General features: G+C 73.4%; 19 protein-coding genes, 3 pseudogenes and 1 riboswitch. Of the genes and pseudogenes, 8 read left to right on the plus strand and 14 right to left on the minus strand.

What is annotated here, in order from left to right:
* Window positions 1–17: 17 nt before the first annotated feature.
* From ACQP0N_RS17370 to ACQP0N_RS17405, 8 genes and pseudogenes are all read right to left on the minus strand, one after another.
* Window positions 18–1169, minus strand: a complete 1152-nt coding sequence (locus tag ACQP0N_RS17370) for a cobalt-precorrin-5B (C(1))-methyltransferase (RefSeq protein ID WP_433111554.1) — start codon at window positions 1167–1169, stop codon at window positions 18–20.
* On the minus strand, window positions 1166–1990 hold the full coding sequence (gene cobM, locus ACQP0N_RS17375) for a precorrin-4 C(11)-methyltransferase (protein WP_433111557.1): 825 nt from the start codon (window positions 1988–1990) through the stop codon (window positions 1166–1168). The genes ACQP0N_RS17370 and cobM overlap by 4 nt, the downstream gene beginning before the upstream one ends.
* A complete protein-coding gene (cobI, locus tag ACQP0N_RS17380; RefSeq protein ID WP_433111560.1) occupies window positions 1987–2760 on the minus strand; it encodes a precorrin-2 C(20)-methyltransferase in 774 nt (257 codons plus the stop codon). The genes cobM and cobI overlap by 4 nt, the downstream gene beginning before the upstream one ends.
* Window positions 2757–4114: pseudogene (locus tag ACQP0N_RS17385) on the minus strand (cobyrinate a,c-diamide synthase). The gene cobI and the pseudogene ACQP0N_RS17385 overlap by 4 nt, the downstream one beginning before the upstream one ends.
* Window positions 4114–4725: a cob(I)yrinic acid a,c-diamide adenosyltransferase gene (cobO, locus tag ACQP0N_RS17390; protein ID WP_396798282.1), complete on the minus strand. Its 612-nt coding sequence runs from the start codon at window positions 4723–4725 to the stop codon at window positions 4114–4116. The pseudogene ACQP0N_RS17385 and the gene cobO overlap by 1 nt, the downstream one beginning before the upstream one ends.
* A gap of 108 nt (window positions 4726–4833) precedes the next feature.
* A pseudogene (locus tag ACQP0N_RS17395) lies at window positions 4834–7119 on the minus strand (VWA domain-containing protein); the annotation flags it as partial.
* A gap of 117 nt (window positions 7120–7236) precedes the next feature.
* Window positions 7237–10905 carry a cobaltochelatase subunit CobN gene (gene cobN / locus ACQP0N_RS17400; protein ID WP_433111563.1) on the minus strand — a complete coding sequence of 1223 codons (3669 nt, stop codon included), beginning with the start codon at window positions 10903–10905 and terminating at the stop codon, window positions 7237–7239.
* A 294-nt stretch (window positions 10906–11199) separates the two neighbouring features.
* Window positions 11200–11376: riboswitch (cobalamin riboswitch) on the minus strand.
* Between the two features lie 86 nt (window positions 11377–11462).
* On the minus strand, window positions 11463–11585 hold the full coding sequence (locus ACQP0N_RS17405) for a hypothetical protein (RefSeq protein ID WP_357118330.1): 123 nt from the start codon (window positions 11583–11585) through the stop codon (window positions 11463–11465).
* Between the two features lie 306 nt (window positions 11586–11891).
* Here ACQP0N_RS17405 and ACQP0N_RS17410 point away from each other — a divergent pair, with 306 nt between their 5' ends.
* Both ACQP0N_RS17410 and ACQP0N_RS17415 read left to right on the plus strand, forming a co-directional pair.
* Entirely contained in the window at window positions 11892–12782 is an 891-nt protein-coding gene (locus tag ACQP0N_RS17410; RefSeq protein ID WP_433111568.1) for a DUF5919 domain-containing protein, read from the plus strand.
* Entirely contained in the window at window positions 12779–13585 is an 807-nt protein-coding gene (locus ACQP0N_RS17415) for an inositol monophosphatase family protein (protein WP_433111571.1), read from the plus strand. Before ACQP0N_RS17410 ends, ACQP0N_RS17415 begins: the two co-directional genes overlap by 4 nt.
* 22 nt (window positions 13586–13607) lie before the next feature.
* Here the strand turns inward: ACQP0N_RS17415 and ACQP0N_RS17420 are convergent, their stop codons facing one another.
* Window positions 13608–13943 carry a hypothetical protein gene (locus ACQP0N_RS17420; protein ID WP_433111573.1) on the minus strand — a complete coding sequence of 112 codons (336 nt, stop codon included), beginning with the start codon at window positions 13941–13943 and terminating at the stop codon, window positions 13608–13610.
* A 125-nt stretch (window positions 13944–14068) separates the two neighbouring features.
* Between ACQP0N_RS17420 and ACQP0N_RS17425 the strand changes: the two genes are divergently transcribed.
* Together ACQP0N_RS17425 and ACQP0N_RS17430 are read left to right on the plus strand one after the other, a co-directional pair.
* Complete coding sequence (locus tag ACQP0N_RS17425) at window positions 14069–14644, plus strand: RNA polymerase sigma factor (protein WP_433111576.1); 576 nt, start codon at window positions 14069–14071, stop codon at window positions 14642–14644.
* The gene (locus tag ACQP0N_RS17430; RefSeq protein ID WP_433111579.1) at window positions 14637–15374 is read left to right on the plus strand and encodes a hypothetical protein; all 738 of its coding nucleotides are present in this window, start codon (window positions 14637–14639) and stop codon (window positions 15372–15374) included. Before ACQP0N_RS17425 ends, ACQP0N_RS17430 begins: the two co-directional genes overlap by 8 nt.
* A gap of 4 nt (window positions 15375–15378) precedes the next feature.
* Here ACQP0N_RS17430 and ACQP0N_RS17435 read toward each other — a convergent pair whose 3' ends face one another.
* The 3 genes from ACQP0N_RS17435 to ACQP0N_RS17445 form a co-directional block, all read right to left on the minus strand.
* Window positions 15379–15879 (minus strand): cupin domain-containing protein, encoded by a 501-nt coding sequence (locus ACQP0N_RS17435; protein ID WP_433111582.1) that lies wholly within the window; start codon window positions 15877–15879, stop codon window positions 15379–15381.
* A 166-nt stretch (window positions 15880–16045) separates the two neighbouring features.
* Window positions 16046–16990, minus strand: a complete 945-nt coding sequence (locus tag ACQP0N_RS17440; protein ID WP_433111585.1) for an NADP-dependent oxidoreductase — start codon at window positions 16988–16990, stop codon at window positions 16046–16048.
* Window positions 16991–17054: 64 nt separating this feature from the next.
* Entirely contained in the window at window positions 17055–17909 is an 855-nt protein-coding gene (locus tag ACQP0N_RS17445; protein ID WP_433111588.1) for a helix-turn-helix domain-containing protein, read from the minus strand.
* Between the two features lie 117 nt (window positions 17910–18026).
* Between ACQP0N_RS17445 and ACQP0N_RS17450 the strand changes: the two genes are divergently transcribed.
* The 3 genes from ACQP0N_RS17450 to ACQP0N_RS17460 all read left to right on the plus strand — a co-directional run bounded on the left by ACQP0N_RS17450 (window position 18027) and on the right by ACQP0N_RS17460 (window position 21487).
* On the plus strand, window positions 18027–18530 hold the full coding sequence (locus ACQP0N_RS17450; RefSeq protein ID WP_433111591.1) for a hypothetical protein: 504 nt from the start codon (window positions 18027–18029) through the stop codon (window positions 18528–18530).
* Between the two features lie 124 nt (window positions 18531–18654).
* Window positions 18655–20814 (plus strand): RNA polymerase recycling motor ATPase HelR, encoded by a 2160-nt coding sequence (gene helR / locus ACQP0N_RS17455; RefSeq protein ID WP_433111594.1) that lies wholly within the window; start codon window positions 18655–18657, stop codon window positions 20812–20814.
* A 10-nt stretch (window positions 20815–20824) separates the two neighbouring features.
* Complete coding sequence (locus tag ACQP0N_RS17460) at window positions 20825–21487, plus strand: hypothetical protein (protein ID WP_433111597.1); 663 nt, start codon at window positions 20825–20827, stop codon at window positions 21485–21487.
* Between the two features lie 70 nt (window positions 21488–21557).
* Here ACQP0N_RS17460 and ACQP0N_RS17465 read toward each other — a convergent pair whose 3' ends face one another.
* On the minus strand, window positions 21558–22454 hold the full coding sequence (locus ACQP0N_RS17465) for an aldo/keto reductase (protein WP_433111600.1): 897 nt from the start codon (window positions 22452–22454) through the stop codon (window positions 21558–21560).
* A 73-nt stretch (window positions 22455–22527) separates the two neighbouring features.
* Window positions 22528–23796: an MFS transporter gene (locus ACQP0N_RS17470; RefSeq protein ID WP_433111603.1), complete on the minus strand. Its 1269-nt coding sequence runs from the start codon at window positions 23794–23796 to the stop codon at window positions 22528–22530.
* A 161-nt stretch (window positions 23797–23957) separates the two neighbouring features.
* Here ACQP0N_RS17470 and ACQP0N_RS17475 point away from each other — a divergent pair.
* A pseudogene (locus ACQP0N_RS17475) lies at window positions 23958–24062 on the plus strand (LacI family DNA-binding transcriptional regulator); the annotation flags it as partial.
* Window positions 24063–24282: the final 220 nt, after the last annotated feature.

Raw genomic sequence — 24282 nt, forward strand, 5'->3', positions numbered from 1 at the left:
CGGCGCGTCCGGGGCGCTCATCGCGGCCACCGGCCGGACGAGGCGACGACCCGCGCTCCGGCGAAGTCGACCATCGCCACGTCCACGGTGACCGTCGGCCCGGCGAAGCGTCGCAGCACCGCCTGGACCCGTTGGCAGAGCAGGTCTCCGGCCGCACCGAGGAGGCCGGCCGCCTCCCACAGCTCGTACGCGTGCCGCCCGGTGTTGGCCTCGGTCACGGCGGCGGCGAGCGCCGGTTCGCCACCGGCGTCGGCGGTTACCGCGCCGAGCAGGGACAGGTCCACCGTGGAGCGGGTGTAGTGGGTCATGAGGATGCCGGCGGCGAGCTTGGCGAGCTTGCCGGCCATGCCGACGAAGACCACGCCGGTCATCGCGTCCTCGACGGCGGCGGTCACCGCCGCGCCGGTGAAGTCGCCCACCTCGACGAAGCACACCTCGGGCAGGTCGGGCAGCAGCGCGCGGGCGGCCCGCTCGGTACGCCCACCCGTGCACAGCACCACGGTCCGCTCGCCCTGGGCGGCCATGACGTGCACGGCCTGCACCACGCTGGCCCGCCAGGAGGCGGTGGAGAAGGGCCGGACGATTCCGGTGGTGCCCAGGATCGAGATGCCGCCGAGGATGCCGAGCCGCCGGTTGGTGGTCTTGCGGGCCATGATCTCGCCCCGGGGCACGCTGATGACCACGCGCACACCGACCTCGGTGAGGTCGACGACCTCGGCCACCGCCTCGCCGATCATGCGGCGGGGCGTGTCGTTGATGGCCGGGCCGCCGACGGCGAGCCCGAGGCCGGGTTTGGTGACGGTGCCGACGCCGGTGCCGCCGGCCAACCGCAGCCCCGGGGCGTCGGTGAAGTCCACGGTGGCGGTCAGCTCGGCGCCGTGGGTGACGTCCGGGTCGTCCCCGGCGTCCTTCACCACCACCGCCTCGGCGCGCACCGGTGGGCTGCCGGTCACCTCGCAGCGTTCCACCGGGAAGCGCACCCGCCGCCCGGCGGGCAGGCCGATCTCCACCTCAGGTTGGATCTCGCCGGTGACCAGGGCGGTGACCGCCGCCTTGGCCGCCGCCGTCGCGCACGCGCCGGTGGTCCAGCCGGTCCGCAGCGCGGTGGGCCGGACCTTCGCCGTACGCGGCAGGTCCGGCTCGCGCAGCGGCGGTTCGGCGTACGTCATGGGGTTTCTGTCTCTCCGGCGCGGGCGCGGCGCAGCTCGGCGCGGGCGGCCGGTTCGGCGCGACGGAAGGTGTGGAAGTGCCCCGGGTGGTACAGGTGTGAGCGGGTGCCCGTCGCGGCGAGGGCCGGTCCGACCAGGAACAAGGTGTGTTTCCACAGCTTGTGCCGCTTGACTGTGGCCTCCAGGGTGCCGACCGTGCAGGTCACGACCAGCTCATCGGGCCAGGTGGCCTGGTACGCCACGACGGCCGGGGTGTCCGCCGGGTAGCCGCCGGCCAGCAGTTCGGCCTGCACCTGCCCGGAGCGGGCGGCGGAGAGGAACAGCGCCATCGTGGTGCCGTGTCGGGCGAAGTCGCGGACCCGCTCGCCGGGCGGCATGGGGGTCTTGCCGCCTTCGAGGCGGGTGAGGATCACCGACTGGGCGACCTCGGGCACGGTCAGCTCCCGCCCGACGATCGCGGCCACGGCGGTGAACGACGACACCCCGGGGACGATCTCGACGGCCAGGTCGAGCGCCCGGCACAGGTCCAGTTGCTCCTGCACCGCGCCCCAGAGGGCCGGGTCGCCGGAGTGGATGCGCGCCACGGTCAGCCCCTGCGCGGCGGCGCGCTCGTAGAGCGGCAGCACCCCCTCGATGGGCAGTTGCGACGAGTCGACGACCTCCGCGTCGGGGCGGGCATGGTCGAGCACGTCGGCGTGCACCAGGCTGGCCGCCCAGATCACGATGTCCGCCGTGGCGATCACGCGGGCGGCCCGCAGGGTCAGCAGGTCCGCCGCGCCCGGGCCGGCGCCGACGAACCACACCTTGCCGTCGCTGGTCACAGTTTTCCTCCTCGGTGCGCGCGCCGGGCGGGGACCAGCAGCGTGGACAGGTACGGCAGATCCGGCACGGCGTCGTCGACCGGGCCGATCCGTTCGCCGGGTAGGCCCAGTGCTCGCCCGAGCACGGCGTCGGACAGGCGGCCCTGCCGGCGCAGCTCGGCCAGCAGCTCGGGGTGCCGTCGCCAGCCCTTGTAGACGACCACGGTGCCCGGCCCGGCGAGGGCGTCGGCGAACGGCGCGAGGCCGGCGGTGGCCGGCAGCAGCGTGAGCGGTTCGCGTCCCTCGACCAGCGGGACGCCGCTGCGCGCGGCCAACTCCTGCATGGCGGTGACGCCGGGCACCGTCGCCACCCGCACGGCGGGGCGCAGGGCCCGCACGCTCTGCGCGAGGTAGCCGAAGGTGGAGTAGACGTTGGGGTCGCCGATGGTCGCGAAGGCCAGCGACCCCGCGCCCGCGTCGATCGCCTCGACGACCGTCCGGGCGGCCTCGTCCCAGGCCGCCGCGCGACGGGCGGTCACCCCACCCCGGTCGTCGAGGGCGAACGGCAGCCGGCGCAGCCGTTCCGCCGCGACGTACTCCCGGACGGTCGCCTCGGCCCGTCCGGCGTCCGCGCCCGGCGGCGTCGGACCGGTCGTCGCGCTGGTCCCGGCCCGGTCCGCCATCACGGGTACGAAGACCACGTCGGCCTCGCGCAGGACCCGCACCGCCTTGACGGTGAGCAGTTCCGGGTCGCCCGGTCCGACGCCGACGCCGGTCAGCGTGGCGGTCATCGGGCCGCCTCGACCAGCCGACGGGCCGCCGCGGGGTGCCCGGCCCAGTGGGTGTGCAGGTAGGAGGCGTGCACCCGACCGTCGACGAAGCCGTGCTCGGTGTCGTTCCAGCGCCACGCCGGCGCCTTGCCGTGTCCGGGGTCGGTGGTGGTGCGGTGGAACTCGTGGCCGCGTACCGGCTCGCCCGTCCGGGCCACCGGTGAGTCGGTCACGGCCACCGCCCCGCGGTAGCCGAGGGTGAGCCGGCCGGTCATCCGGGCGGTCAGGTCCAGCCGCCCGCACATGGGTACGCCGTCCAGGGACCGCCCGAGGTAGAGCAGCCCGGCGCACTCGGCCACGATCGGCCCGTCGAAATCGGCCAGTTCGGCGCGGAGCGTGCCGTTGCCCGCGAGGGCCTCGGCGTACGCCTCGGGGAAGCCGCCGCCGATGACCACCGCGCGGGTGCCGGCGGGCAGCGAGCGGTCGCGCAGCGGGTCGACGGTGACGACGTCCGCGCCGGCCGCGACGAGCAGTTCGGCGGTCTCGGCGTACGAGAAGGTGAAGGCCGGACCGCCGGCGAGCGCGACCCGTGGCCGCCCGACGCCGGCCGGTCCGCCGACGGCCTGGACCGGGTCCCAGGCCGGGGCGGTCAGCGGCCCGGCGGTGCGGGCCAGGTCGAGGACGGCGTCGAGGTCGACGGTGGCCTCGACCAGTTCGGCGAGGGCGGTGACGATGGCGAGCGATTCGGGGCCCGTTCGGCGACCGGTACCAGCCCCAGGTGCCGGGCCGGCGCGGCGACCTCGGCGGCGCGGGTGACGGCCCCGAGCACCGGTACGCCCACCTCGGCGAGGGCGTCGCGCAGCAGGGTCTCGTGCCTGGGCGAGCCGACCCGGTTGAGGATCACGCCGCCGATCCGCACGGCGGGGTCGAAGGCGGCCATGCCGAGGGTCAGCGCGGCTGCGGAGCGGCCCTGCGCGGTGGTGTCCAGCACCAGCAGCACGGGCGCGTCGACGAGGCGGGCGACGTGCGCGGTGGAGGCGAAGTCGCGGCGGCCCACCGCGCCGTCGTGCAGGCCCATGACGCCCTCGATGACGGCGATGTCGGCGGGCGTGGGGACGCTCGCGCCGTGCCGCAGCAGGCCGGCGATCCGCTCGGGTCCGACCAGGAACGGGTCGAGGTTGCGGCCGGGCCGGCCGGCGGCGAGGGCGTGGTAGCCGGGGTCGATGTAGTCCGGGCCGACCTTGTGCGGGCTGACCGTGAGGCCGCGTCGACGCAGCGCGGCGAGCAGCCCGGTGGCGACTGTCGTCTTGCCGTGGCCGCTGGCCGGCGCGGCGACCACCACCCGGGGCAGCGACAACGGTTCGGCGGGGGCGATCACCACTCGATGCCCTTCTGGCCCTTCTGACCGGCGTCCATCGGGTGCTTGACCTTGGTCAGCTCGGCGACCAGGTCGGCGGCGGCGACCAGGCGCGGGTCGGCGTCGCGACCGGTGATGACGACGTGTTGGAAGCCGGGCCGGTCGGCGAGGGTGGCGACCACCTCGTCGACGTCCACCCAGCCCCACTTCATCGGGTAGGTGAACTCGTCCAGCACGTACAGCCCGTACCGCTCGGCGGCCAGGTCCCGCTGGATCTGCCGCCACCCCTCCAGGGCGTCGGCGGCGTGGTCGGCCTCGCCGCCGCGCTGGATCCAGGACCAGCCCTCACCCATCTTGTGCCAGGCGACCGGCGCGCCCTGGCCGGTACGCTCGTGCACCTCGCCGAGCGCCCGGAAGGCGTTCTCCTCCCCGACCCGCCACTTGGCGCTCTTGACGAACTGGAAGACGCCGATCGGCAGGCCGGCCGTCCAGGCCCGCAGCGCCAGCCCGAAGGCGGCCGTCGACTTCCCCTTCATTTGTCCGGTATGGACGATCAGCAGCGGCCGATTCCGCCGCTGCCGGGTGGTCAACCCGTCGGCGGGCACGTGACTCGGCTGTCCCTGCGGCATCAGAGTTCCCCCCTCATCGTCAAGCCCCACGCGCCCCGCGCGCCCTCCGCGCCCCGCGCGCCTTCCGCGATCTTGCAGTTTCTGTTGTTCATATGCGTATCTCGTCCTTTATGTCGCGACAGAAACTGCAAGATCGCGGGGGTGGGTCAGGGTGGTTAGGGGGTGTAGGGGGGCGGTCAGCTGGGTTGCCAGGCGGGCGGCCAGGTTGAGGCGGATCGGGCCGGTCTCGCAGTCGACGACCACGCAGGGGGCACCCGTCGCCGCGAGGACCGCCGCGGCGCCTGCCGCCCGGTCGAGCGGGCGGGTTCCGGCGGTGGCTCTGCCGTCGGTGACGATGAGGACCAGGGGGCGGCGTTTCGGATCGCGCAGGCGCTCCACGCGCAGCAGATCGGCGGCGGCGAGCAGGCCCTCGGCCAGTGGCGTCCGCCCGCCGGTCGGCAGTTCGGCCAGCCGGGTCGACGCGGCCAGCACCGAGGAGGTGGCCGGCAGCAGCGTCCGCGCACCGGTGCCCCGGAAGGCGATCACCGCGACCTTGTCCCGCCGCTGGTACGCGTCGGTGAGCAGCGCCAACACGGCGTCCTTCACGGCGGTCATCCGCTGCCGGGCGCCCATCGACCCGCTGGCGTCCACCACGAACAGCACCAGGTTGCCCTCACGACCCTCCCGGACCGCCTCCCGCAGGTCCTCCGGGCGCAGCCGCAACGGGCCGGCGAGCCGACCCCGGGCCGCCTGGTGCGGCGCGGCGGCACGGATGGTGGCCGGCAGGTGCAGCGCGCCGACCCGGCCCGCCGGTGCCCGGGCCCCGGTGGTGCGGCCCCGCCCGGTCCGCGCCCGGGAGCGCCGGCCCGGCACCCCGTCACCAACGCCGGGCGCCGTCAGGAGCCGGGCCCGCAAACCACCCCGGGGTACGGCCACCGTTCCGCCGTCCCAGTCCCGATCGTTTCCGGCGTCGCTCGGTTCAGCGCCTCCGGCCCGTCGACGCTGTCTGCCCCTGCTGTCGGCTTGCGAGCGATCGGAAGGCCCCTCTGCGCCCGCGTCGGCGACGTGCGGCTCGGGACCGTCGCCGCGCTCGCCCGCGCTGGCGCCGTTTCCACCGGCGGAGCCGTGACGTTCCGGACCCTCCGGGGTGGTCGGATCGGTCGCAGCACCATCGGCGTCACCGCCACGAGCATCCGGTCCGGACCCATCGGAACGGCGCCCGGCGTCCGGGCCTCCCTCACCGTCCGGGCCACGCGAACCGCCGGCACTGCCGCCTGGGCCGCCACCGTCCGGGCCACCGGCGCCGCCACCCGGGCCGCCACCAGCGGGACCGTCGGGGCGCGGGCCGGCGGAGCCGCCGTCGTCCGGGGCGCCATCGTCGTCCGGGTCATCGGGATGGCTGTCCTGGGCCCGTTGCAGCGCCTCGTCGAGGCGCTTCTCGTCCAGCCCCGGCGTGTCGAACGGGTCGCGGCGACGGCGGTGCGGCAGGGCGAGCCGGGCCGCCACCCGGACGTCGTCGCTGGTGACCCGGTCCCGGCCGTGCCAGGCGGCGTGGGCGAGAGCGGTACGCGCGGTGACGATGTCGGCGCGCATCCCGTCCACGTCGAACGCCGCGCACACCTCGGCGATCTGCCGCAGCGCGGCGTCGGGCAGGCGTACCCCGGGAAGCCGGCGGCGGGCGGCGGCCACCTGGGCGGCGATCTCGGCGTCGGCGTCGGCCCAGCGGGCGGCGAACCCGGCCGGGTCGGCGTCGGCGGCGAGCCGACGGCGCACGACCTCCACCCGGATCTCCGGGTCCCGGCTGGCGTTCACCTCCACGGTCAGCCCGAACCGGTCGAGCAGCTGCGGGCGCAGCTCCCCCTCCTCCGGGTTCATGGTGCCCACCAGCAGGAACCGGGCGGCGTGGCTCACCGACACGCCCTCGCGCTCGACGTGGCTGCGGCCCATCGCCGCCGCGTCCAGCAGCAGGTCGACGAGGTGGTCGTGCAGCAGGTTGACCTCGTCCACGTAGAGCACGCCCCGGTGGGCGGCGGCGAGCAGGCCCGGTTCGAAGGCGCGTACGCCCTCCCCGAGCGCCTTCTCCAGGTCCAGCGACCCGACGACGCGGTCCTCGGCCGCGCCGACGGGCAGTTCCACGAGGCGCGCCGGCCCGGTCTCGGCGGCCACCCCGACCGGGTGCGGCCCGTCCGGGCAGCCCGGGTCGGTTTCGGCCGGATCACAACCGAAGCGGCAGCCGGCGACCCGGCGTACCGGGGGCAGCAGCGCGGCGAGGGCACGGACGGCGGTGGACTTCGCGGTCCCCTTCTCGCCGCGCACCAGGACCCCGCCGATCGCCGGGGAGACGGCGTTGAGCAGCAACGCGAGCCGCATGTCGGCCATGCCGAGCACGGCGCTGAACGGGTACGTGGCACTCATGCTGGGCCTTCTTCCGTTCGCGACTGCGGGGCTCGCAAAACCGGCTCACTCCTCGCGCTCACTGAGCCTCCTTGGATCGCGACTGCGGGGCTCGCAAAACCGGCTCACTCCTCGCGCTCACGCCTTGTCCTCCAGATCGCCCTCGCTGGCCAGGTACTCGTCGCGCAGGCGGTCCAGGGTGGCCGGCTCGGGCTTGGCCCACAGCCCCCGATCGGCGGCCTCCAACAGCCGCTCGGTGATGCCGCGCAGCGCCCACGGGTTGGACCGCGCCAGGAACTCCCGGGTGGTGTCGTCGAACAGGTAGGCGGCGGCCAGGTGCTCGTACATCCAGTCGTCCACCACGCCGGCGGTGGCGTCGTAGCCGAACAGGTAGTCCACCGTGGCGGCCAGCTCGAACGCGCCCTTGTAGCCGTGCCGGCGCATCGCGGCGATCCACTTCGGGTTGACCACCCGGGCCCGGAACACCCGCCGGGTCTCCTCGCCCAGCGTGCGGGTCCGCACGTCGTGCGGCATGGCCGAGTCGCCCACGTACGCGGCCGGGGACGTGCCGGTGAGGTGGCGGACCATCGTCACCATTCCGCCGTGGTACTGGAAGTAGTCGTCGGAGTCGACGATGTCGTGCTCGCGGGTGTCCTGGTTCTTCACCGCGACCGAGATCCGCGCGAACGAGCGTTCCATGTCGGCGCGCGCCTCCCGACCGTCCAGCCCCCGGCCGTACGCGTAGCCACCCCACACCGCGTACACCTCGGCCAGGTCGGCGTCGCTGCGCCACGTCCGGGCGTCGATCAGCGGCAGCAGACCCGCGCCGTACGCGCCGGGTTTGGAGCCGAAGATGCGGGCGGTGGCCCGCCGCTCGTCGCCGTGCTCGGCCACGTCGGCAGTGACGTGCGCCCGCAGGTAGTTCTCCTCGTCCGGCTCGTCGAGGGCGGCGACCTGCCGGACGGCGTCGTCGAGCAGCGCCACCACGTGCGGGAACGCGTCGCGGAAGAACCCGGAGATCCGGACGGTGACGTCGACGCGGGGTCGACCCAGCTCGGCCGTCGGCACGACCTCGACGCCGGTGACGCGCCGGGACCGCTCGTCCCACACCGGCCGGCAGCCCAGCAGCGCGAGCACCTCGGCGATGTCGTCGCCCTGGGTGCGCATCGCGCTGGTGCCCCACACGGTCAACCCCACCGAGCGGGGGTACGCGCCGGTGTCGGCGAGGTGCCGGGCCAGCAGCGAGTCGGCCAGGGCCACGCCGACGTCCCAGGCGTTGCGGCTGGGAATGGCCTTCGGGTCGACGGAGTAGAAGTTCCGGCCGGTGGGCAGCACGTTGACCAGGCCCCGGGTGGGCGAGCCGGACGGGCCGGGCGGCACGAACCGACCGTCGAGCGCGCCGAGGGTGTTGCGAAGCTCGTCGGTGGTGCGCTCCAGCCGGGGCACCAACTCGGTGGCGGCGAAGCGCAGCACCTTGGCGGCGTCCGGGATCGGCTGGCCGGTCACCTCGGCGACGACCGCCTCGGCCGTCTCGGCGGTCCAGCCCAGGGTCTCCATGCCGATGACCAGCCGCCGGGCGAGGGCTTCGATCAGGTCGATGACATCGGCGGCGGTGCCGGCCGGCCCGTCCACCGCGTCGGTCAACGCGACCGGCAGGGCGATCCGCTGGCCCGGCGTCGCGAGCAGTTCCTGTTCGTCGAGGCCGTACGCGGCGGCGAGGGCCTGCCGCAGGCCGGGCAGTGCCTGGGCGCCACCCCAGATCTGCGGGGCGCGCAGCACGGCGAGGACCAGGTTGACGCGGGGCTCTCCGGTGGGCGCGTCGGCGAGGATGTGCAGGCCGTCGCGGATCTGCACGTCCTTGACCTCGCACAGGTAGCCGTCGAGGTGCAGCACGAAGTCGTCGAAGTCGTCCGCGTCGGGCATTGCCTCGGTGTGCAGGTCGTGGTGTAGCTCGGCGGCGCGGACCAGGTCCCAGATCTGCGCCCGCACGGTCGGCACCTTGGCCGGGTCGAGCGCCTGCACGGTGGCGTACTCGTCGAGCAGTTGCTCCAGTTTGGCCAGGTCGCCGTAGGTCTCGGCGCGGGCCATCGGCGGCACCAGGTGGTCGACGACCACGGCGTGTGCCCGCCGCTTGGCCTGGGTGCCCTCGCCGGGGTCGTTGACGATGAACGGGTAGACCAGCGGCAGGTCCGCGAGGACCGCGTCGGGCGCGCAGTCGGCGGCCAGGCCGAGCCCCTTGCCGGGCAGCCACTCCAGGGTGCCGTGCTTGCCCAGGTGCACCACGGCGTCCGCGCCGAAGCCGCCGTCCGCGACCGGCGCGGCGAGCCAGCGGTACGCGGCCAGGTAGTGGTGGCTCGGCGGCAGGTCCGGGTCGTGGTAGATGGCGATCGGGTTCTCCCCGAAACCACGCGGCGGCTGGATCAGCAGCGCCACGTTGCCGAAGCGCAGCCCGGCCAGCACGATGTCCCCGCCGTCGGTGTACAGCTCGCCGGGCGGCTCGCCCCAGTGCTGCCGCATCCGCTCACGCAGCTCGACCGGGACCCCCTCGAACCAGCGCCGGTACGTCTGCCCCGGTATCCGGGCCTCGGCGGCGGCCAACTGCTCCGGGGTGAGCCACTCCACGTCGTGCCCGCCGGCGGCGATCAGCGCGTGGATCAGCGCGTCGCCGTCCGTGGGCGGCGGCGTGCCCCCGAGGTCGTAGCCCGCCTCGGCGAGCGCGGCGAACAGCCGGACCGCCGAGGCCGGGGTGTCCAACCCGACGGCGTTGCCGACCCGGGAGTGCTTGGTGGGGTACGAGCTGAGCATCACGGCGATCCGCTTGTCGGCGTTCGGCACGTCCCGCAGCCGGGCGTGCCGCACCGCGATGCCGGCGACGCGGGCGGCCCGCTCGGGGTCGGCGGCGTACACCGAGAGACCGTCGGCGTCGACCTGCTTGAACGAGAACGGCACCGTGACGATCCGGCCGTCGAACTCGGGGATGGCCACCTGCATCGCCGCGTCCAGCGGGGACAGTCCGGCGTCGCTGCCAGCCCACTGCTCACGTGTGCTGGTGAGGCAGAGCGCCTGGATGACCGGCACGTCCAGGGCGGCGAGCGCGCCGACGTCCCAGGCGTCCTCGTCGCCGCCGGAGGAGGCGTCCGCCGCGACCGCTCCGCCGGCCGCGAGGACGGTGACCAGCAACGCGTCGCAGCGGGCGAACAGCCCGAGCGGGCCGGCGCCGGTGGTCAGCCCGCGCAGCGAGCCGCAGAAGATCGGCAGTGGGTTGCCGCCGGCCGCGCGGACCGCCTCGGCCAGCACGTCGACGAACGCGGTGTTGCCGGCCAGGGCGTGCGCCCGGTAGAAGACGATTCCGATGGTGGGCCGATCCGGGTCGGTGGGGTGCTCGCCGTGCACGCCGTACGCCGGGGTCGGCGCGGGCGGGGCGAATCCCTCCCCGGTGAGCAGGACCGTGTCGGAGAGGAACCGGGCCAGCTCCCCGAGGTTGTCCGGACCACCCTCGACCAGGTACGCCAGGGCCTGGGCGACCACGCCGGACGGCACCGTGGAGACCGCCATCAGCTCCGCGTCCGGCAGCGCCTCGCCGCCGAGGACGACCGTGGGCACGCCGCTGGCGAGCACGGCGGCGAGGCCGTCCGGCCACGCCTGCCGACCGCCGAGCAGGCGTACGACGGCGAGGTCGACCCCGTCGAGCAGGGCGGGCACCTCGTCGGCCGCCACCCGGGCGGGGTTGGCGAGCCGGTAGTCGGCGTCGCTGGCGCGGGCGGCCAGCAGGTCGGTGTCGGCGGTGGAGAGCAGCAGAATGCGCACGGCAGGCTCCGGACGGTAACGTCGGCGCGCTCGCGGAAGCGGTTCGGCGACGACGTGCGGGTGGGCGCGGGGTTCAGCGGGCACCGCGACCCGGACCGCTCACCGGCACGGGGCCGGCGGCGACGGGTGGCGTGGCGCGGAACTCAGCGGGAAACGACGCCCAAGCGAGCGGATGCCGGCGCGGTCGTGCGGCCGGGTCGGGGCGCGGCGGTGCGACCGCCGCTCGGGGTACGACGGTGCTCGTCGGTGCGCAAGACGCCATGCGTCATCGGGTCCTCCTCGGGTGTCCACGCCCTGGGGTACGTCCCGACGGCCGAAGTATCCTGGCTTCCGGATCGACGCTCTCCCCCGGCCTTCCAACCGCAGACACACGGCCGTGACTCGCGAGGGGGGATCACTCCCCGGTGACAGTGGCGGGACCGCGTCGGATTCGCACCGACTTCCTTCACTGCCGTCAGGCCGCGAATGCTGCCACACCCTCGCGCCGCCGGTCAACGCGGACCCCGGTGCCACCCGGTCACGAGCACCACATTGACCTGCGAATATATCGGGGCGAGTCACTCATGGTTGAAGCGACGCGGCCGGCGAGTCAACGACAGCCAGCCGAGGAAACGCGCGTGCATCAGGGCAAGGTCGGGGCGACCGCCGAGACCGTACAAGTCGTGGATGGCCTCGTTCATGCAGGACGTAAGGTAGAGGGCCAGCGCCAGCGAGTGACCGTAGAACTCGGCGACGAGATCGAGTTGGGCGCGGGAGCATGGCCATGCTGCGGCACAGTTGCGGCACAACCAGGCGGGGCGCATGGGCAGGTGGGGGCGGGACCGCAGACTCACACCACGACCCTGCTCACCACAATCGCAGCGATCCATCACAGCGGGTGATTCCTCGATGGATAACCGTCATCCGCCCTCCGGATGTCCTCCCGGTATGCCATCCCACTACTGAATAGGCTGGCCCTCGGCCCTTGAGCAGGAAGGGAGCCAGCCGTGAGCGTCCGCGCAACTGCCACGCTTACCACTGACGACCTGTTGTGGGACACCACTGACATGCTCGACGCCCTGGCCGCTCGCAACATCACTCAGGTATTCCGCCTCGTCCAGCGAGCCACCCGCGCCAGCCAGACCACTCTCGGCGTCGCCACCGGCCTCAGCCAGGCTCAGATCAGCGAGATCACCAGCGGTGCCCGCCGGGTCAGCAGCATCGATGTCCTCACCCGCATCTGCACCGGCCTGTCCATGCCCCGCCACGCACGAATGACGCTTCTCCTCGGCGAACGCGAGCCGGCCCCGGACCTAGCCGGACACCAGCTCAGCACGGCCGTACGGAACCAATGCGCTGATGTCAGCGCGATCTATTCCAGCCGATCAGATTTTATGGCGGAGCTGCCCCCGCAAGCCCTTTTCGACCATGCCACGGACATCCGAGCGGCCGGGCTGTCACTGAACCTCATCTGTCAGCAGTACGGCGACAATCGCCTCCTGAGACTCCTCGCCGCCGGCACCCGCCTCCGCTGCCTGTTCCTTGACCCGGCCGGCGAGGCGATCAGGCGGCAGGAGCGGGAGGACGACTATCCAGATGGGCACCTCAGCGCGCTCACCGAACTCAACATCCAGAACCTGGCCCGTCGCATTCGTGACCGGCTCCCGGCGGACGCCCGGGACAACCTCACTATCGGCGTCTACGACGAGTCCATCCGCGCCAACGTCCTTCTGATCGATGGTCGACTCTGCGTTGTCCAGCACTACCTACCGCAGATGCGCGGTGTCGACTGCCCGACGCTGGTCATCGAGCGCAGCGCCACCCCCAGCCCTTCCGGCCTCTACCCGATATTCGACGAGATGTTCAACTCGCTGTGGGAGCGCAGCCGCCAGCTATGACCGGCTACGCGCACCTCCTCCCCCTCGCACAGGAGGCCGTCGACCTGGCGCACGACCTGATGCGCAGGCTCCAGCCCGGTGCGCTGACCTTCAAGGGTGACCGCGACATGGCCTCGGACGTGGATTACGCCATCGAGCGAGCGGTCCGCGAGCATCTGGCCGCCAAGGCGCCTGACATCGGTTTCCTCGGTGAGGAGTACGGCAGCAGCGGCGACACCAGCGCGCTGACCTGGGCGCTCGACCCAGTCGACGGCACCGTGAACTTCATCCACGGCTCGCCCCTGTGCGCGATCTCTCTCGGCCTCATCCACCGCACACACGCCGTCCTTGGTGTCATCGACCTTCCGTTCCTCGGCACCCGCTACCACGCCGTGCAGGGGCACGGCGCCTATGCCGACAACCGGCGCATCCGCGCCAGCCAGGTCACCGATCTGCGGGACGCCGTCGTCGCCATCGGCGACTATGCGGTCGGTGCCGGGGCCAGCCGGAAGAACACTGAGCGCCTCGCCATCACCGAGCAGCTCACCCGGCACGTCCAACGGATACGCATGCACGGGTCAGCCGCAATCGATCTCGCCTGGTTGGCGCACGGCCGGATCGACGCGTTCGTCATGCTCAACAACAACCCGTGGGACACCGTCGCGGGCGTCGTCATCGCCAGGGAGGCTGGCGCGCTGGTGGTCGACATCGACGGCACGCCCCACCACGTGAACGCTGCCGCCACGATCGGCGGCGGTGAGCTGATCCTTCCACCCGTCCTCACGCTCATCCAGCGATCACTCGCGCAGGCGAAACCCGCTTGAGCCCGGTTACGGCCTGACCGGCTCAGCGGGCGTGGCGTTCCGGGTGTGCCCGATTCCACACCCGCATCCGCTCCGGGTAGCCGGTGCGGGCCGCCTCGTACAGCGGCACCGCGTGTTTGCGGGCGATGTCGCCCGCCGCACGGGGTGTGCCGGTGCGACGACGGATCCACTCCCCGTCGTGGGCGATCGCGACGACGGTGGTGTCGGTGGCGGTCGTCTCCGGTTCCAGGTAGAACTCCACGCCCCGCCGGCTGGTGACGAACGCCTCCAGCGCGGCGAGGTCGTCCCGGGTGGCCTCACGGTCCAGCTTCGTCGGGGTCGCCTCGCCGCCGCGAGACCGCCGGTTGAACCAGCCCATGCCCAGCCCCTCTCCTTCGACGCCACTCCCAGTTGAGCACCGATTCCTGGCAATAGGCTGCACGGCGGGTGGGAGAAATCTGACTCCGCTGGGGCGGAACCCGACGGGCGCGGGTGGTGTCATCAGTGCGAGTCCGACCGGAGGTTCCCCTGGACGACGACGTGCTCGTCAGCCGCGCCCGAGCCGGTGACCTGGAGGCGTACGACCTCCTGGTCGCCCGGCACACCGCGTCCGCGTACCGGACGGCGGTGCTGCTCGGCGCGGGTTCGGACTCCGAGGACGTCGTCCAGGAGGCGTTCGTGAAGGGCTACCGCAAGCTGTCCCGTTACCGGGGAGAGTCGTCCTTCCGCTCCTGGTTGCTCGCGATCGTCGCCAACGAGACCCGCAACCTGCACCGGTCCCGTTCGCGGCGGGATGGCCTGGTCCTGCGGGCGGCGGCGAATCCGCCACCGGAGATCGTCGAGGACGACGCTGTCGACGCGGTCCTGGCCGCCGAGCGTCGGGCCACGCTGGTGGCGGCTCTGCGACAACTGCCGGTACGCGACCGCGAGGTGATCGTCTGCCGGTTCTTCCTCGATCTCGGCGAGCAGGAGACGGGCGTCATGCTCGCTTGGCCGCGGGGAACGGTGAAGTCGCGCACCTCCCGCGCACTGGCGAAGCTACGTGCCCTGCTCGCCGACGAGGAGGTGCGTCATGGATGACCTCGCCCGGGACGGCCTGGAAGCGGAGCTGCGTGACCTCGGCGGCTGGCTGGAAACGCCCGCCACGCCGGACATGACCGCACGGGTGCGCGACCGGCTCGTCGGGGACGTACGCGGGCGACGTCGGTGGCGCTCCCTGGCCGCGGCGGCGCTCGTGGCCCTGCTGGTCGCGGCGCTGCCGCCGACGCGTGCCGCCGTCGCCGACGCGGTCGGCGAGGTGCTGCGCTTCGCCGGCGTCGGCATCGACACGTCGTCCAGTCCGTCGCCGCCCGGGGACGAGCCGTCGCCCCTGCCGTCGCTGCGGTCGGTGGGACTCGAGGAGGCGCGGCGGGCGGTGCGCTTCCCGATCCGGGTGCCGGCCGCGCTCGGTCCGCCGGAGCGGGTGTCGATCGCCGACCCCGACGGCGCCGGCGCGTACCGGGTCGCGACGCTGCTCTACCAGGGCGGCACGGTACGACTCGACGCGTTCGACGGTCGCCTCGACCTGACCTTCCACAAGCGGACCAGCCGGCCGGGAGCGGAGTGGACGCAGGTCGAGGGCGACTTCGCCATCTGGGTCGACGGTCCCCACGTGCTCTCCTACGTCGACCGGTCGGGTCAGATCCGGCGGGAGACCGCCCGACTCGCCGCGTCGACCCTGATCTGGGAGCAGGCCGGCGTGACCTACCGGCTGGAGGGCGCACGCACCCAGGCCGAGGCGCTGGAGATCGCCGGCTCGCTACCCCGGTGACGTGTCAGAGGAATTCGCTGCGGTACGTCGAGGCCAGTTCCGCCGCGCGACGGCGGCGTTCCCCCAGCTCGTCGGGTGTCAGCTGCGGCGGCGGCGCGTCCGCGCCCGCGACGACGTCCCCGATCCGCATGAAGTACTCGTCCTGCCCGGCCGGGGTGCACATGCAGAGCATCCGGGCCGGCGCTCCCGAGACGTTACGGAAGTTGTGCGGCGCATTGGCCGGGATGTTGATCGTGGAACCGGCCCGTACGGTGTGCTGCTCACCGCGGAAGGTGAACTCGATCTCGCCCTCCAGAATCGTGAACATCTCCTCGAAGTCGTGCCGGTGCGGCGGCGGCCCGCCGCCGTCGGGGACGCGCATGTCGATCAGGCAGTACCTGCCGTTGGTCTGCTCGCCTGTGATCAACATGCCGTACGTGTTGCCCACCAGCGAGAGGTACGTCGTACCGGGGTCGTCCGGGTCGGCAACGGTCAGCGACCGGGACGGGTCGTCGTCGGGGATCATCCTGGTTTCTCCTTCGTAAATCTCGGTTCGAGAGCGACTCAAGCACTCGGATGCCGTCGGCGACGGCGCGTCGCGCGAAGGTCGGTCACGTCGTCGGGCCGCGCCGCAGCGGCTGTACCGTCTCCTCGGGGTTGGTCCAGGCCGTGGGCGCGCTCCTCGGGGTGGCTCAGGCCGTGGGCGCGACGACGATGGTCTTGCCCGGCAACTCACCCTCGCCGGCCCGCGCGTGCAGGGCCGGCAGATCGGCCAGCGGCACCCGCTGGCCGACCTCGACGCGCAGCTCACCGGTGCCGACGCGGGCGACCAGGTCGGCGAGCTGATCGGCGTCGCTGCGCACGAACAGGTCGATGCCGCGCACGCCGCGCCCCTCGTCGGAGGGGGCGGGCATCCAGACGGTGGTGTTGACCAGGGCGCCACCGTCCCGGATCACGGTGACCAGCGCGGCCAACTGCTCCGGGGTGACCGGCGCGAGGTTGAGGACCAGGTCGACCGGCTGGGTCACCGCTTCGGTCACGTCGGTGGTGGTGTGGTCGATCACCTCGTCCGCGCCCGCGGTCCTGACCCGTTCGGCGCTGCGAGGGCTGGCCGTGGCGATGACCCGGGCGCCCACCTCCTTGGCCAGCTGCACGGCGTACCCGCCGACCGCTCCTCCAGCGCCGTTGATCAGTACCCGCTGGCCGGCGGTCAGCTTCCCGTGGTCGAACAGCGCCTGCCACGCGGTCAGGCCCACCAGCGGGAGCGCCGCCGAATCGGCCAGGGGGATGTTCCCGGGCGCGCCGGTCAGGATCTCCACCGGCGCGATCACGTACTCCGCGGACGCTCCGGTCCCCGTCATCGGCAGGAAGCCGACGACCTGGTCGCCGACCGCGACGTCGTCCACGCCGTCACCGAGCGCGTCAACCGTGCCGGCGACGTCGAGGCCGGGAGTGTGCGGCAGCTCGACCGGGATCGGGCCCTGCATGAAGCCGGCCCGGATGTTGCCGTCGACACCGTTGAACGACGTCGCGGCGACCCGGATCCGGACCTGACCGGCACCGGGGGTGGGCAGCTCGACATCCTCGTACCGTAGGACCTCGGGACCACCGAACTCGTGAAAACGCACTGCCTTCATTGCTGGACCTGCTTTCGTTGGGTGTCGCTGGGGACGTCACCCACTCTGGCTGGATCCGGCGCGGTTAACCTGGGCCGGCTTGGCCCACCCTGACGATCGTCGGTTCGCCGGCTGCGTCGACGATCTCGGCGAGACGCGCCGCGTCGGCCGAGCCGGGCGCCGCGGTGAGCATCAGCGCCGCCAGATCGTCGCCCGGGATGGCGAGCATGCTGCCAACGAGCGTGACCGGGCCGGCGTCCGGATGGATGAAGGCGGCACTGCTCTCGTGGGCCGCCACCGATCGTGGCACCCGCCACAGGTCGTCGAACCGGCGACTGCGACTCCGTAGCTCGTCCACCAGCGCGGCGAGTGGCACGTCGGCTGGGTAGCGCAACTGCGCGCTCCGCAGCCGGGCGACCAGGACCGCCTCATGATCGGTCGCGTCGGCGGCGGACTGCATGAAGCCGTCGAAGGGATCGCAGAACGACCGCCAGGCGATGTTCCACTCCCACGGGTCCCCGGTGAGCTGCCAGTGCTTCAGGGCCAGGAAGGCGCCGTTCACGGCGACCAGGTTCATCGCCGCGTCGGAGACGAACATCGGAGTGTCGGTGAACCGTTCGAGCAGCCGCATCGCACCCGGGCCGACCTCGGTCGGCACCTGCCCGTCCGCGGCGGCGTACCCGGCCAGCGCGCAGAGCCGCTCGTAATCGGCCCGCCCGGCGCGCAGAGCGCGGGCGATGGCGTTCACCACCCCGGCCGAGGGGTGGCTGCGCCCCTGCTCCAACCGGCGCACGTAGTCGGCGGACATCCCGGCCAGCTCGCCGAGCTCCTCCCGCCGCAACCCTTGGGTCCGTCGACGGCCGACCGGCAGGCCGACCTTCTCCGGAGCGGTGCTCTCCCGCAACTGGCGCACGGCGGTGCCGAACTCGTGACGTTCCACGGCGCCAAGTGTGCCCGAAGAGGTGGTCGGCGCAGGTGGCGGCGTCCCCGGCCGAGGAACCCGCCCGGCCCGGGCGGTGTCTGACTGGTGCGGGACATCCGTATGAGAGGGGGCGCAATGATCACCTGGGGCAGTTTCGTGCTGGGGTCGGTACTGGTGCTGGCGGGCTGCTCGGTCGGGGAGCGGGCCACGCCGCCGGCGGCCGGCGATCCCAGCGCGCCGACCGGCTGCGCGGGACACGTCGAGACGGGTTCACTGCCCGACTGGGCGGACGAGGGGTTCCACGGGGACACCCGCATGCCACACGTCTTCGGCGCACGGGGTGAGATCGTGGCGGTGCTGTTCGGCCACCCGCTGGCGCAGGTCCGACCGGACGCGTCGAGCAACAAGATCCTCTGGGTGGCCCGACCCGCGACGACCTCGCCGGACCCGGGCGAGTCGACCACGCTGAAGATCACCGCGACGCTGGACGGCACCGACACCAGGGTGGCGCACGAGGTCGCCGGCGGGCCGGGCCCGTCGATCATCGACCTGCCCGAGGCGGGGTGCTGGCATCTCGACCTGCGGTGGGCCGGGCGCACCGACACGATGGATCTCGTCTACGCCGAACGGAAGCCGTGAGGGCGGGGACAACCCTCCCGCCATATCCAACATATACCGCATGGGGGGACTTGCGGCAAGGCCCCCGTCGTGCCGCAGAATGGCCCGTCCAAGGCCATGACCTGCGGAAACGGGAGCCATGAGGATGAACGTGTCGTCGGCGGCGGCCAGTGTGTTCGACCTACCGGGGAACCTCGCGGCCAAGGCCGACCCGGCGCTCGTCGCCCGGGACGAGCAGCACTTCGCCGTGATCGCGGCGAGCCTCGAGCGGTCCACCGCCGAGCTGTCCGACCGGCTCGACGCCGAGCGTCGGGCACCGGCGGGCAAGGGTCGGCAGGCGGTCGTCCGGGACGAGGAGATCCGACGGCTGACCGCCCGCCTGCGTGCGCTGTCTCGTTTCGGTCTGGATCTGTGTCTCGGCCGCATGGTCCACGCGGACGACCCCGAGCCCGTCTACATCGGACGGTTCGGCCTCAGCGACGGCGATGGCCGCCGGCTGTTGCTCGACTGGCGCTCACCGGCCGCCGCGCCGTTCTTCGGAGCGACCCACGCCAACCCGATGGGCCTGGCGAGCCGACGTCGGTACCGCTGGACCCTCGGCCGGATCAGCGACTACTGGGACGAGGTGTTCACCCCGGACGGGTTCGAGGGGCACGCCGCGCTGGACGACCAGTCGGCGTTCATCGCCAGCCTCGGCGGCAACCGGTCGGCCCGGATGCGCGACGTGCTCGGCACCATCCAGGCCGACCAGGACGCCATCATCCGGGCCGGATCACGGGGCGCGCTCGTCGTCGACGGCGGTCCGGGCACGGGCAAGACCGTCGTCGCCCTGCACCGCACCGCGTACCTGCTCTACTCCGACCCGCGCCTGCGGCAGGGGCGCGGCGGGGTGCTGTTCGTCGGGCCGCACCAGCCCTACCTGGCGTACGTCGCCGACGTCCTGCCCAGCCTCGGCGAGGAGGACGTGCAGACCTGCACCCTGCGGGACCTCGTACCCCAGGGCGCCTCGGCGACCGTCGAGAGCGACCCTGAGGTGGACCGCCTCAAGTCCTCGCTCGGCCTGGTACGGGCGATCGACGCGGCCGTCCGCTTCTACGAGGAGCCGCCGACGACGGCGCTGACCGTCACGGCCGGCGACACCGACATCCGGCTGAGCGCCGACGACTGGGCCCAGGCGTTCGAGGCGCCCGGACCGGGCACCCCGCACAACGAGGCCCGCGACGAGATCTGGGACGAGCTGCTGAGCATCCTGGTCGGCAGGTACGACGGCGACGAACCCGAGAACCTCGTCCGCGCGTCGCTGCGGCGCGACGCGGAACTCCGTACGACGGTCAACCGCGCCTGGCCGCTGCTCGACGCGGCCGACATCGTCGCGGACCTGTGGTCGGTACCCGCCTATCTGCGCAGGTGTGCCCCCTGGCTCGGTCCCGACGACGTCCGCCGGCTCCAGCGTGCCGACGCCCGCGCGTGGACGGTGTCCGACCTGCCGCTGCTGGACGCGGCACGACAGCGGCTCGGCGATGCGGAGGCGTCGCGGCGTACCCGCCGCCGCGAGGCCACGATCGCCGCCGAACGGGCACGCATGGCGACGGTCGTCGACGAGCTGATCGAGGCGCACGCCTACGACGACGGCGAGGGCGTGCTGTCGAGCCTGCGCCAACTGGACCTGCAGGACGCGCTTGTCGACGAGGCCGTCCTCCCGGGCGTCGCCGCGGATCTGCTGGCCGGCCCGTTCGCGCACATCGTGGTGGACGAGGCGCAGGAGCTGACCGACGCGCAGTGGCAGATGCTGCTGTCGCGGTGCCCGTCGCGCAGCTTCACGATCGTCGGGGACCGGGCCCAGGCCCGGCACGGATTCACCGGTTCGTGGCGGGAGCGACTCGCCCGCGTCGGGCTCGACGAGGTGACCCTGACCTCGTTGACCGTCAACTACCGGACGCCCCGGGAGGTCATGGCGCAGGCCGAACCGGTCATCCGGGCCGTACTCCCGGACGCGAACGTGCCGACCTCGATCCGCGGCAACGCGATCCCCGTCACCCACGGATCGGTACGCGACCGGGACGCGATCGTCGACGGCTGGCTCGCGGAGCACGCCGAGGGGATCGCCTGCGTCATCGGGGACCCCACGTTCCGGCCGACGACGAATCGCGTCCGGTCGCTGAGCCCGGAACTGTCCAAGGGGCTGGAGTTCGACCTGGTCGTCCTCGTCGAGCCGGAGGCGTTCGGCGAGGGCGTCCAGGGGGCGGTCGACAGGTACGTCGCGATGACGCGCGCGACCCAGCGGCTCGTCGTGCTCGCCGACTAGGCTGCCGGGCGTGCCGGACGACGTGCGGGAGGCGGCGGCGCACGACAACGCGCGATGGTGCGACGTGGTGTGCGCCAGCCACGGGCTGGTCGGCCGGATCGACGCTGACGCGTGGTCGGTGCCCCGCCGCTCCCCACCCTGGTATCCGGACGCGGTCACCCTGCGCCCCGGCGTCGACCCCGAAGCGCTGCTCGCGCGGATCGACGCCGGGGCCGGCGCGTCGGTGAAGGACAGCTTCGCCGACCTCGACCTGACGGCGTACGGGTTCCGGATCCTCTTCGACGCGCAGTGGATCCACCGCCCGCCCACCGAGCCCCTGGACGGCCCGCCGCTCACTCCGGTCACCACCGGGCAGCAGCTGGCGGCCTGGGCGAGCGCGCACGGCGGTGGAGAGCTGTTCCGCCCGGCGCTGCTGGCCGACCCGCGAATCCGGGTGCTGGCCCGCTACGACGAGAACGGAACGGTCAGCGGCGGTGCGGTGGTCAGCGGCGACGACCCGTGCGGCGTCTCCAACCTGTTCAGCACCACGGACGACCCGGACGAGATCTGGCGTGCGGTCGTCGTCACCCGCCCCGACGTCACCCTGCTCGGCTACGAGTCCGCGCCCGACCTGCCCCCGGCCCGCCGAGCCGGCTTCCTCCCCATCGGCCCCCTGCGCGTCTGGCTCCGGTGACCATGAAGTTATTGACGTGACACGCCGGCATCCCTGACAACAACTTCATGATCACCGGGACAAGGTTCGGTCAGCCCAGGCGGGTCAGGTCCTCCGGGGTCAGGTGGAGGGCGGCGGCGGCTACGTTCTCCACCAGGTGTGCCGGGTCGCCGGTGCCGGGGATGGCGAGGACGTGCGGGCCCTGGTGCAGGGTCCAGGCCAGGCGTACCTGCGAGGGGGTGACGCCGTGGTCGCGGGCGACCGCCTCGACGGCCGCGCCCGGCGCGGCGGTCGCTCCCGCCTCGCGGGACGTTCCGGCCAGCGCGAAGAACGGCACGTAGGCGATTCCCCGCTCGCCGCAGGCCCGGACGAAGGCGTCCTGTTCCCGGTAGGCGTCCACGCCGTAGTTGTTCTGGACGCAGACCACGGGCGCGATGCCGGCCACCTCGTCCAGCTGCTCGGGCCGGACGTTGGACAGCCCGAGGTGCCGGATCAGCCCGGCGTCGCGCAGCTCGGCCAGGGCGCCGAACCGCTCGGCCAGCGGCACCGCCCCCGGCCCCCGACCGAGCCGTAGGTTCACCACGTCGAGCTGGTCGCGGCCGAGACGACGCAGGTTCTCCTCGACCTGCGCGCGCAACTGCGCGGGAGTGACCGCCTCGCGGAACCCGTCCACCGGGTCGTACCCGAAGCCGACCTTGGTCACGATCACCAGCTCGTCCGGGTACGGAGCGAGGGCGGCGTGGATCAGCTCGGTGGCGTACCGGGCGGGACCGGTGCCCACCCGCAGGGTTCCGCCGGGCGAGACGTAGAACGCGGCCGTGTCGATGTGGTTGACGCCCAGCTCGACGGCGCGGCGCAGCAGCGCGATCGCGCGCTCGCGGTCGGGGTTCGCGGTGATCCGCATCGAGCCGAAGCCCATCCGGCGCACCGTGCGGTCGCCCAGGGTCCAGGTGCCCGCCGCGGCGGCGGTGATCTCGTCGGTTGGCATCGGGCGACCGTAGCCAGCACGGGCGCGCGGCGCACTCGGCCGCGCGCCCGATACCGCTACGCCCTGATCCGGGCTAGTTTTGTTGTGCTGCCGACGACTGCTCCCGCTCGGCGGCGCGCGGCGGGCGCAGCGCCGGCACCAGGGCCAACGTCGGCAGGAGCAGCAGCGGCACCACCAGCAGCGCCCGCAGGACGCCGACGTGGTCGCCGAGCAGGCCCAGCAGCGGCGGGCCACCCAGGAAGGCCGTGTAGCCGATCACGGCGACGACGCTGACCCGTACCGCCGCGTGCGCCTCCTCGTCGGCCGCCGCGCTCATGCCGACGGGGAAGCCGAGAGACGCGCCGATCCCCCACAGCGCGACGCCGACGATGGCCACCGGCCCCGAGCCGGCCAGCACGGCCAGCGTCGCGCCGGCGGCGGCGAGCAGGACGGTGCCGGTGAGGACCGGCACCCGCCCCCAACGGTCCAGCGCGACCGTGCCGGCGGTGCGACCGAGGGTCATGCCGACGACGAACACACCGAAGACCGCGGCACCGGCCGCCTCGCTCAGGTCCCGGCCGTCCACGAACGCGACCGCCAGCCAGTCGTTGGCGCTGCCCTCGGTGAAGGCCGCCACCAGCACGAACAGCCCGATCAGCAGGGTGCGCGGCTCGCGCCAGGCGGCGAGCTGGGCCCGCCGACGGCCGGCCGGGCTGGTGTCCGTCGGCCCGTTGGCCGCGTCCACGACGGGCTGGGGCAGGTACGCCCGGGACGCGAAGAAGGTGCCGACCAGGACCACCACGGCCACCACGGCGAGGTGCGCGCCCACCGGCACGTCCAGGCGGGCCGCCCCGGCGCCGACGCCAGCGCCGGCCACCGACCCGAGGCTCCAGGCCGCGTGGAAACGGGGCATGACGGTACGCCCCAACCGACGCTCCACCGCCGCGCCCTCGACGTTCATCGCCACGTCACACGCGCCGGAGCCGTAGCCGAAGGCGACCATGCCCAGCGCGACGACGGCGGCCGACCCGGCGACCGTCGCGCCCAGCCCAGCCACGATCAGGCCCACCGCGACCAGCACGGTCGAGAGGGTCACGGTGCGGGCGGAGCCGAGGCGCTGGGCGAGCAGCCCGGACGTCGGCATGGCGAGCAGCGCGCCGACGCTCAACGCGAGCAACAGCAGCCCGAGGCGGCCGGCGGACAGGTCCAGCGCCTCCCGGACGGCCGGCACCCGGGAGAACCAGCTACCGACGGCCAGGCCGTTCAGGGTGAAGGTCAGGGCGACGCCGTTGCGGGCGAGCACGACGGCCCGCGCCGGCGCGGTGGCGTCCGGGGCGACGGCGGGACTGGTGGGGGCACTCACGGGGTGGTCCTCTTCCTAGGGGTGATCTCCTGGCACGATCGCACACCTGAGAGCGCTACCACCACAAGCGGGCCCCACCCCTTACCGCAAGCCCGCAGGTCGGGGGATGATGGCCGGCAGGCGCACGCCCGCCGGGGGCGGGCGTCGTCGGGGAGGACACGATGACGGCAGCGGCACCGCGCCCAGCCACCCTGGAGGACGTCGCCCGGGCCGCCGGAGTGTCCCGGTCCACCGCCTCGCGGGTGATCGCCGGCACCGGGTTCGCCTCGCCGGCCGCCCGGGCACGGGTGGTGACGGCCGCCGACCAGCTCGGCTACGTGCCCAACCCGGCCGCCCGCGCACTGGTCCGCGGCGGCGGCGTACGGCTGGTGGTGGCCGCCCTGGGGACCAGCGCGGCCGTGCTGGACGACCCGTACGTGGACCGCGTGGTCGGCTCGGCCGCCCGGGTGTGCGCGCCGGCCGGCGTCGGGGTGGCCCTGCACTGGC

The sequence above is a fragment of the Micromonospora sp. CA-246542 genome (assembly GCF_050942905.1).
Lineage (GTDB): Bacteria > Actinomycetota > Actinomycetes > Mycobacteriales > Micromonosporaceae > Micromonospora.

Bases quoted from the DNA above. Each gene is read 5' to 3' on its own strand.
- ACQP0N_RS17370 (WP_433111554.1), bottom strand. From the start codon at position 1,169: ATGACGTACGCCGAACCGCCGCTGCGCGAGCCGGACCTGCCGCGTACG.
- ACQP0N_RS17420 (WP_433111573.1), bottom strand. From the start codon at position 13,943: ATGGGCTGGTTCAACCGGCGGTCTCGCGGCGGCGAGGCGACCCCGACG.
- cobO (WP_396798282.1), bottom strand. From the start codon at position 4,725: ATGCCGCAGGGACAGCCGAGTCACGTGCCCGCCGACGGGTTGACCACC.
- ACQP0N_RS17415 (WP_433111571.1), top strand. From the start codon at position 12,779: ATGACCGGCTACGCGCACCTCCTCCCCCTCGCACAGGAGGCCGTCGAC.
- cobI (WP_433111560.1), bottom strand. From the start codon at position 2,760: ATGACCGCCACGCTGACCGGCGTCGGCGTCGGACCGGGCGACCCGGAA.
- ACQP0N_RS17440 (WP_433111585.1), bottom strand. From the start codon at position 16,990: ATGAAGGCAGTGCGTTTTCACGAGTTCGGTGGTCCCGAGGTCCTACGG.
- ACQP0N_RS17430 (WP_433111579.1), top strand. From the start codon at position 14,637: ATGGATGACCTCGCCCGGGACGGCCTGGAAGCGGAGCTGCGTGACCTC.
- helR (WP_433111594.1), top strand. From the start codon at position 18,655: ATGAACGTGTCGTCGGCGGCGGCCAGTGTGTTCGACCTACCGGGGAAC.
- ACQP0N_RS17435 (WP_433111582.1), bottom strand. From the start codon at position 15,879: ATGATCCCCGACGACGACCCGTCCCGGTCGCTGACCGTTGCCGACCCG.
- ACQP0N_RS17405 (WP_357118330.1), bottom strand. From the start codon at position 11,585: ATGAACGAGGCCATCCACGACTTGTACGGTCTCGGCGGTCGCCCCGAC.
- ACQP0N_RS17465 (WP_433111600.1), bottom strand. From the start codon at position 22,454: ATGCCAACCGACGAGATCACCGCCGCCGCGGCGGGCACCTGGACCCTG.
- ACQP0N_RS17450 (WP_433111591.1), top strand. From the start codon at position 18,027: ATGATCACCTGGGGCAGTTTCGTGCTGGGGTCGGTACTGGTGCTGGCG.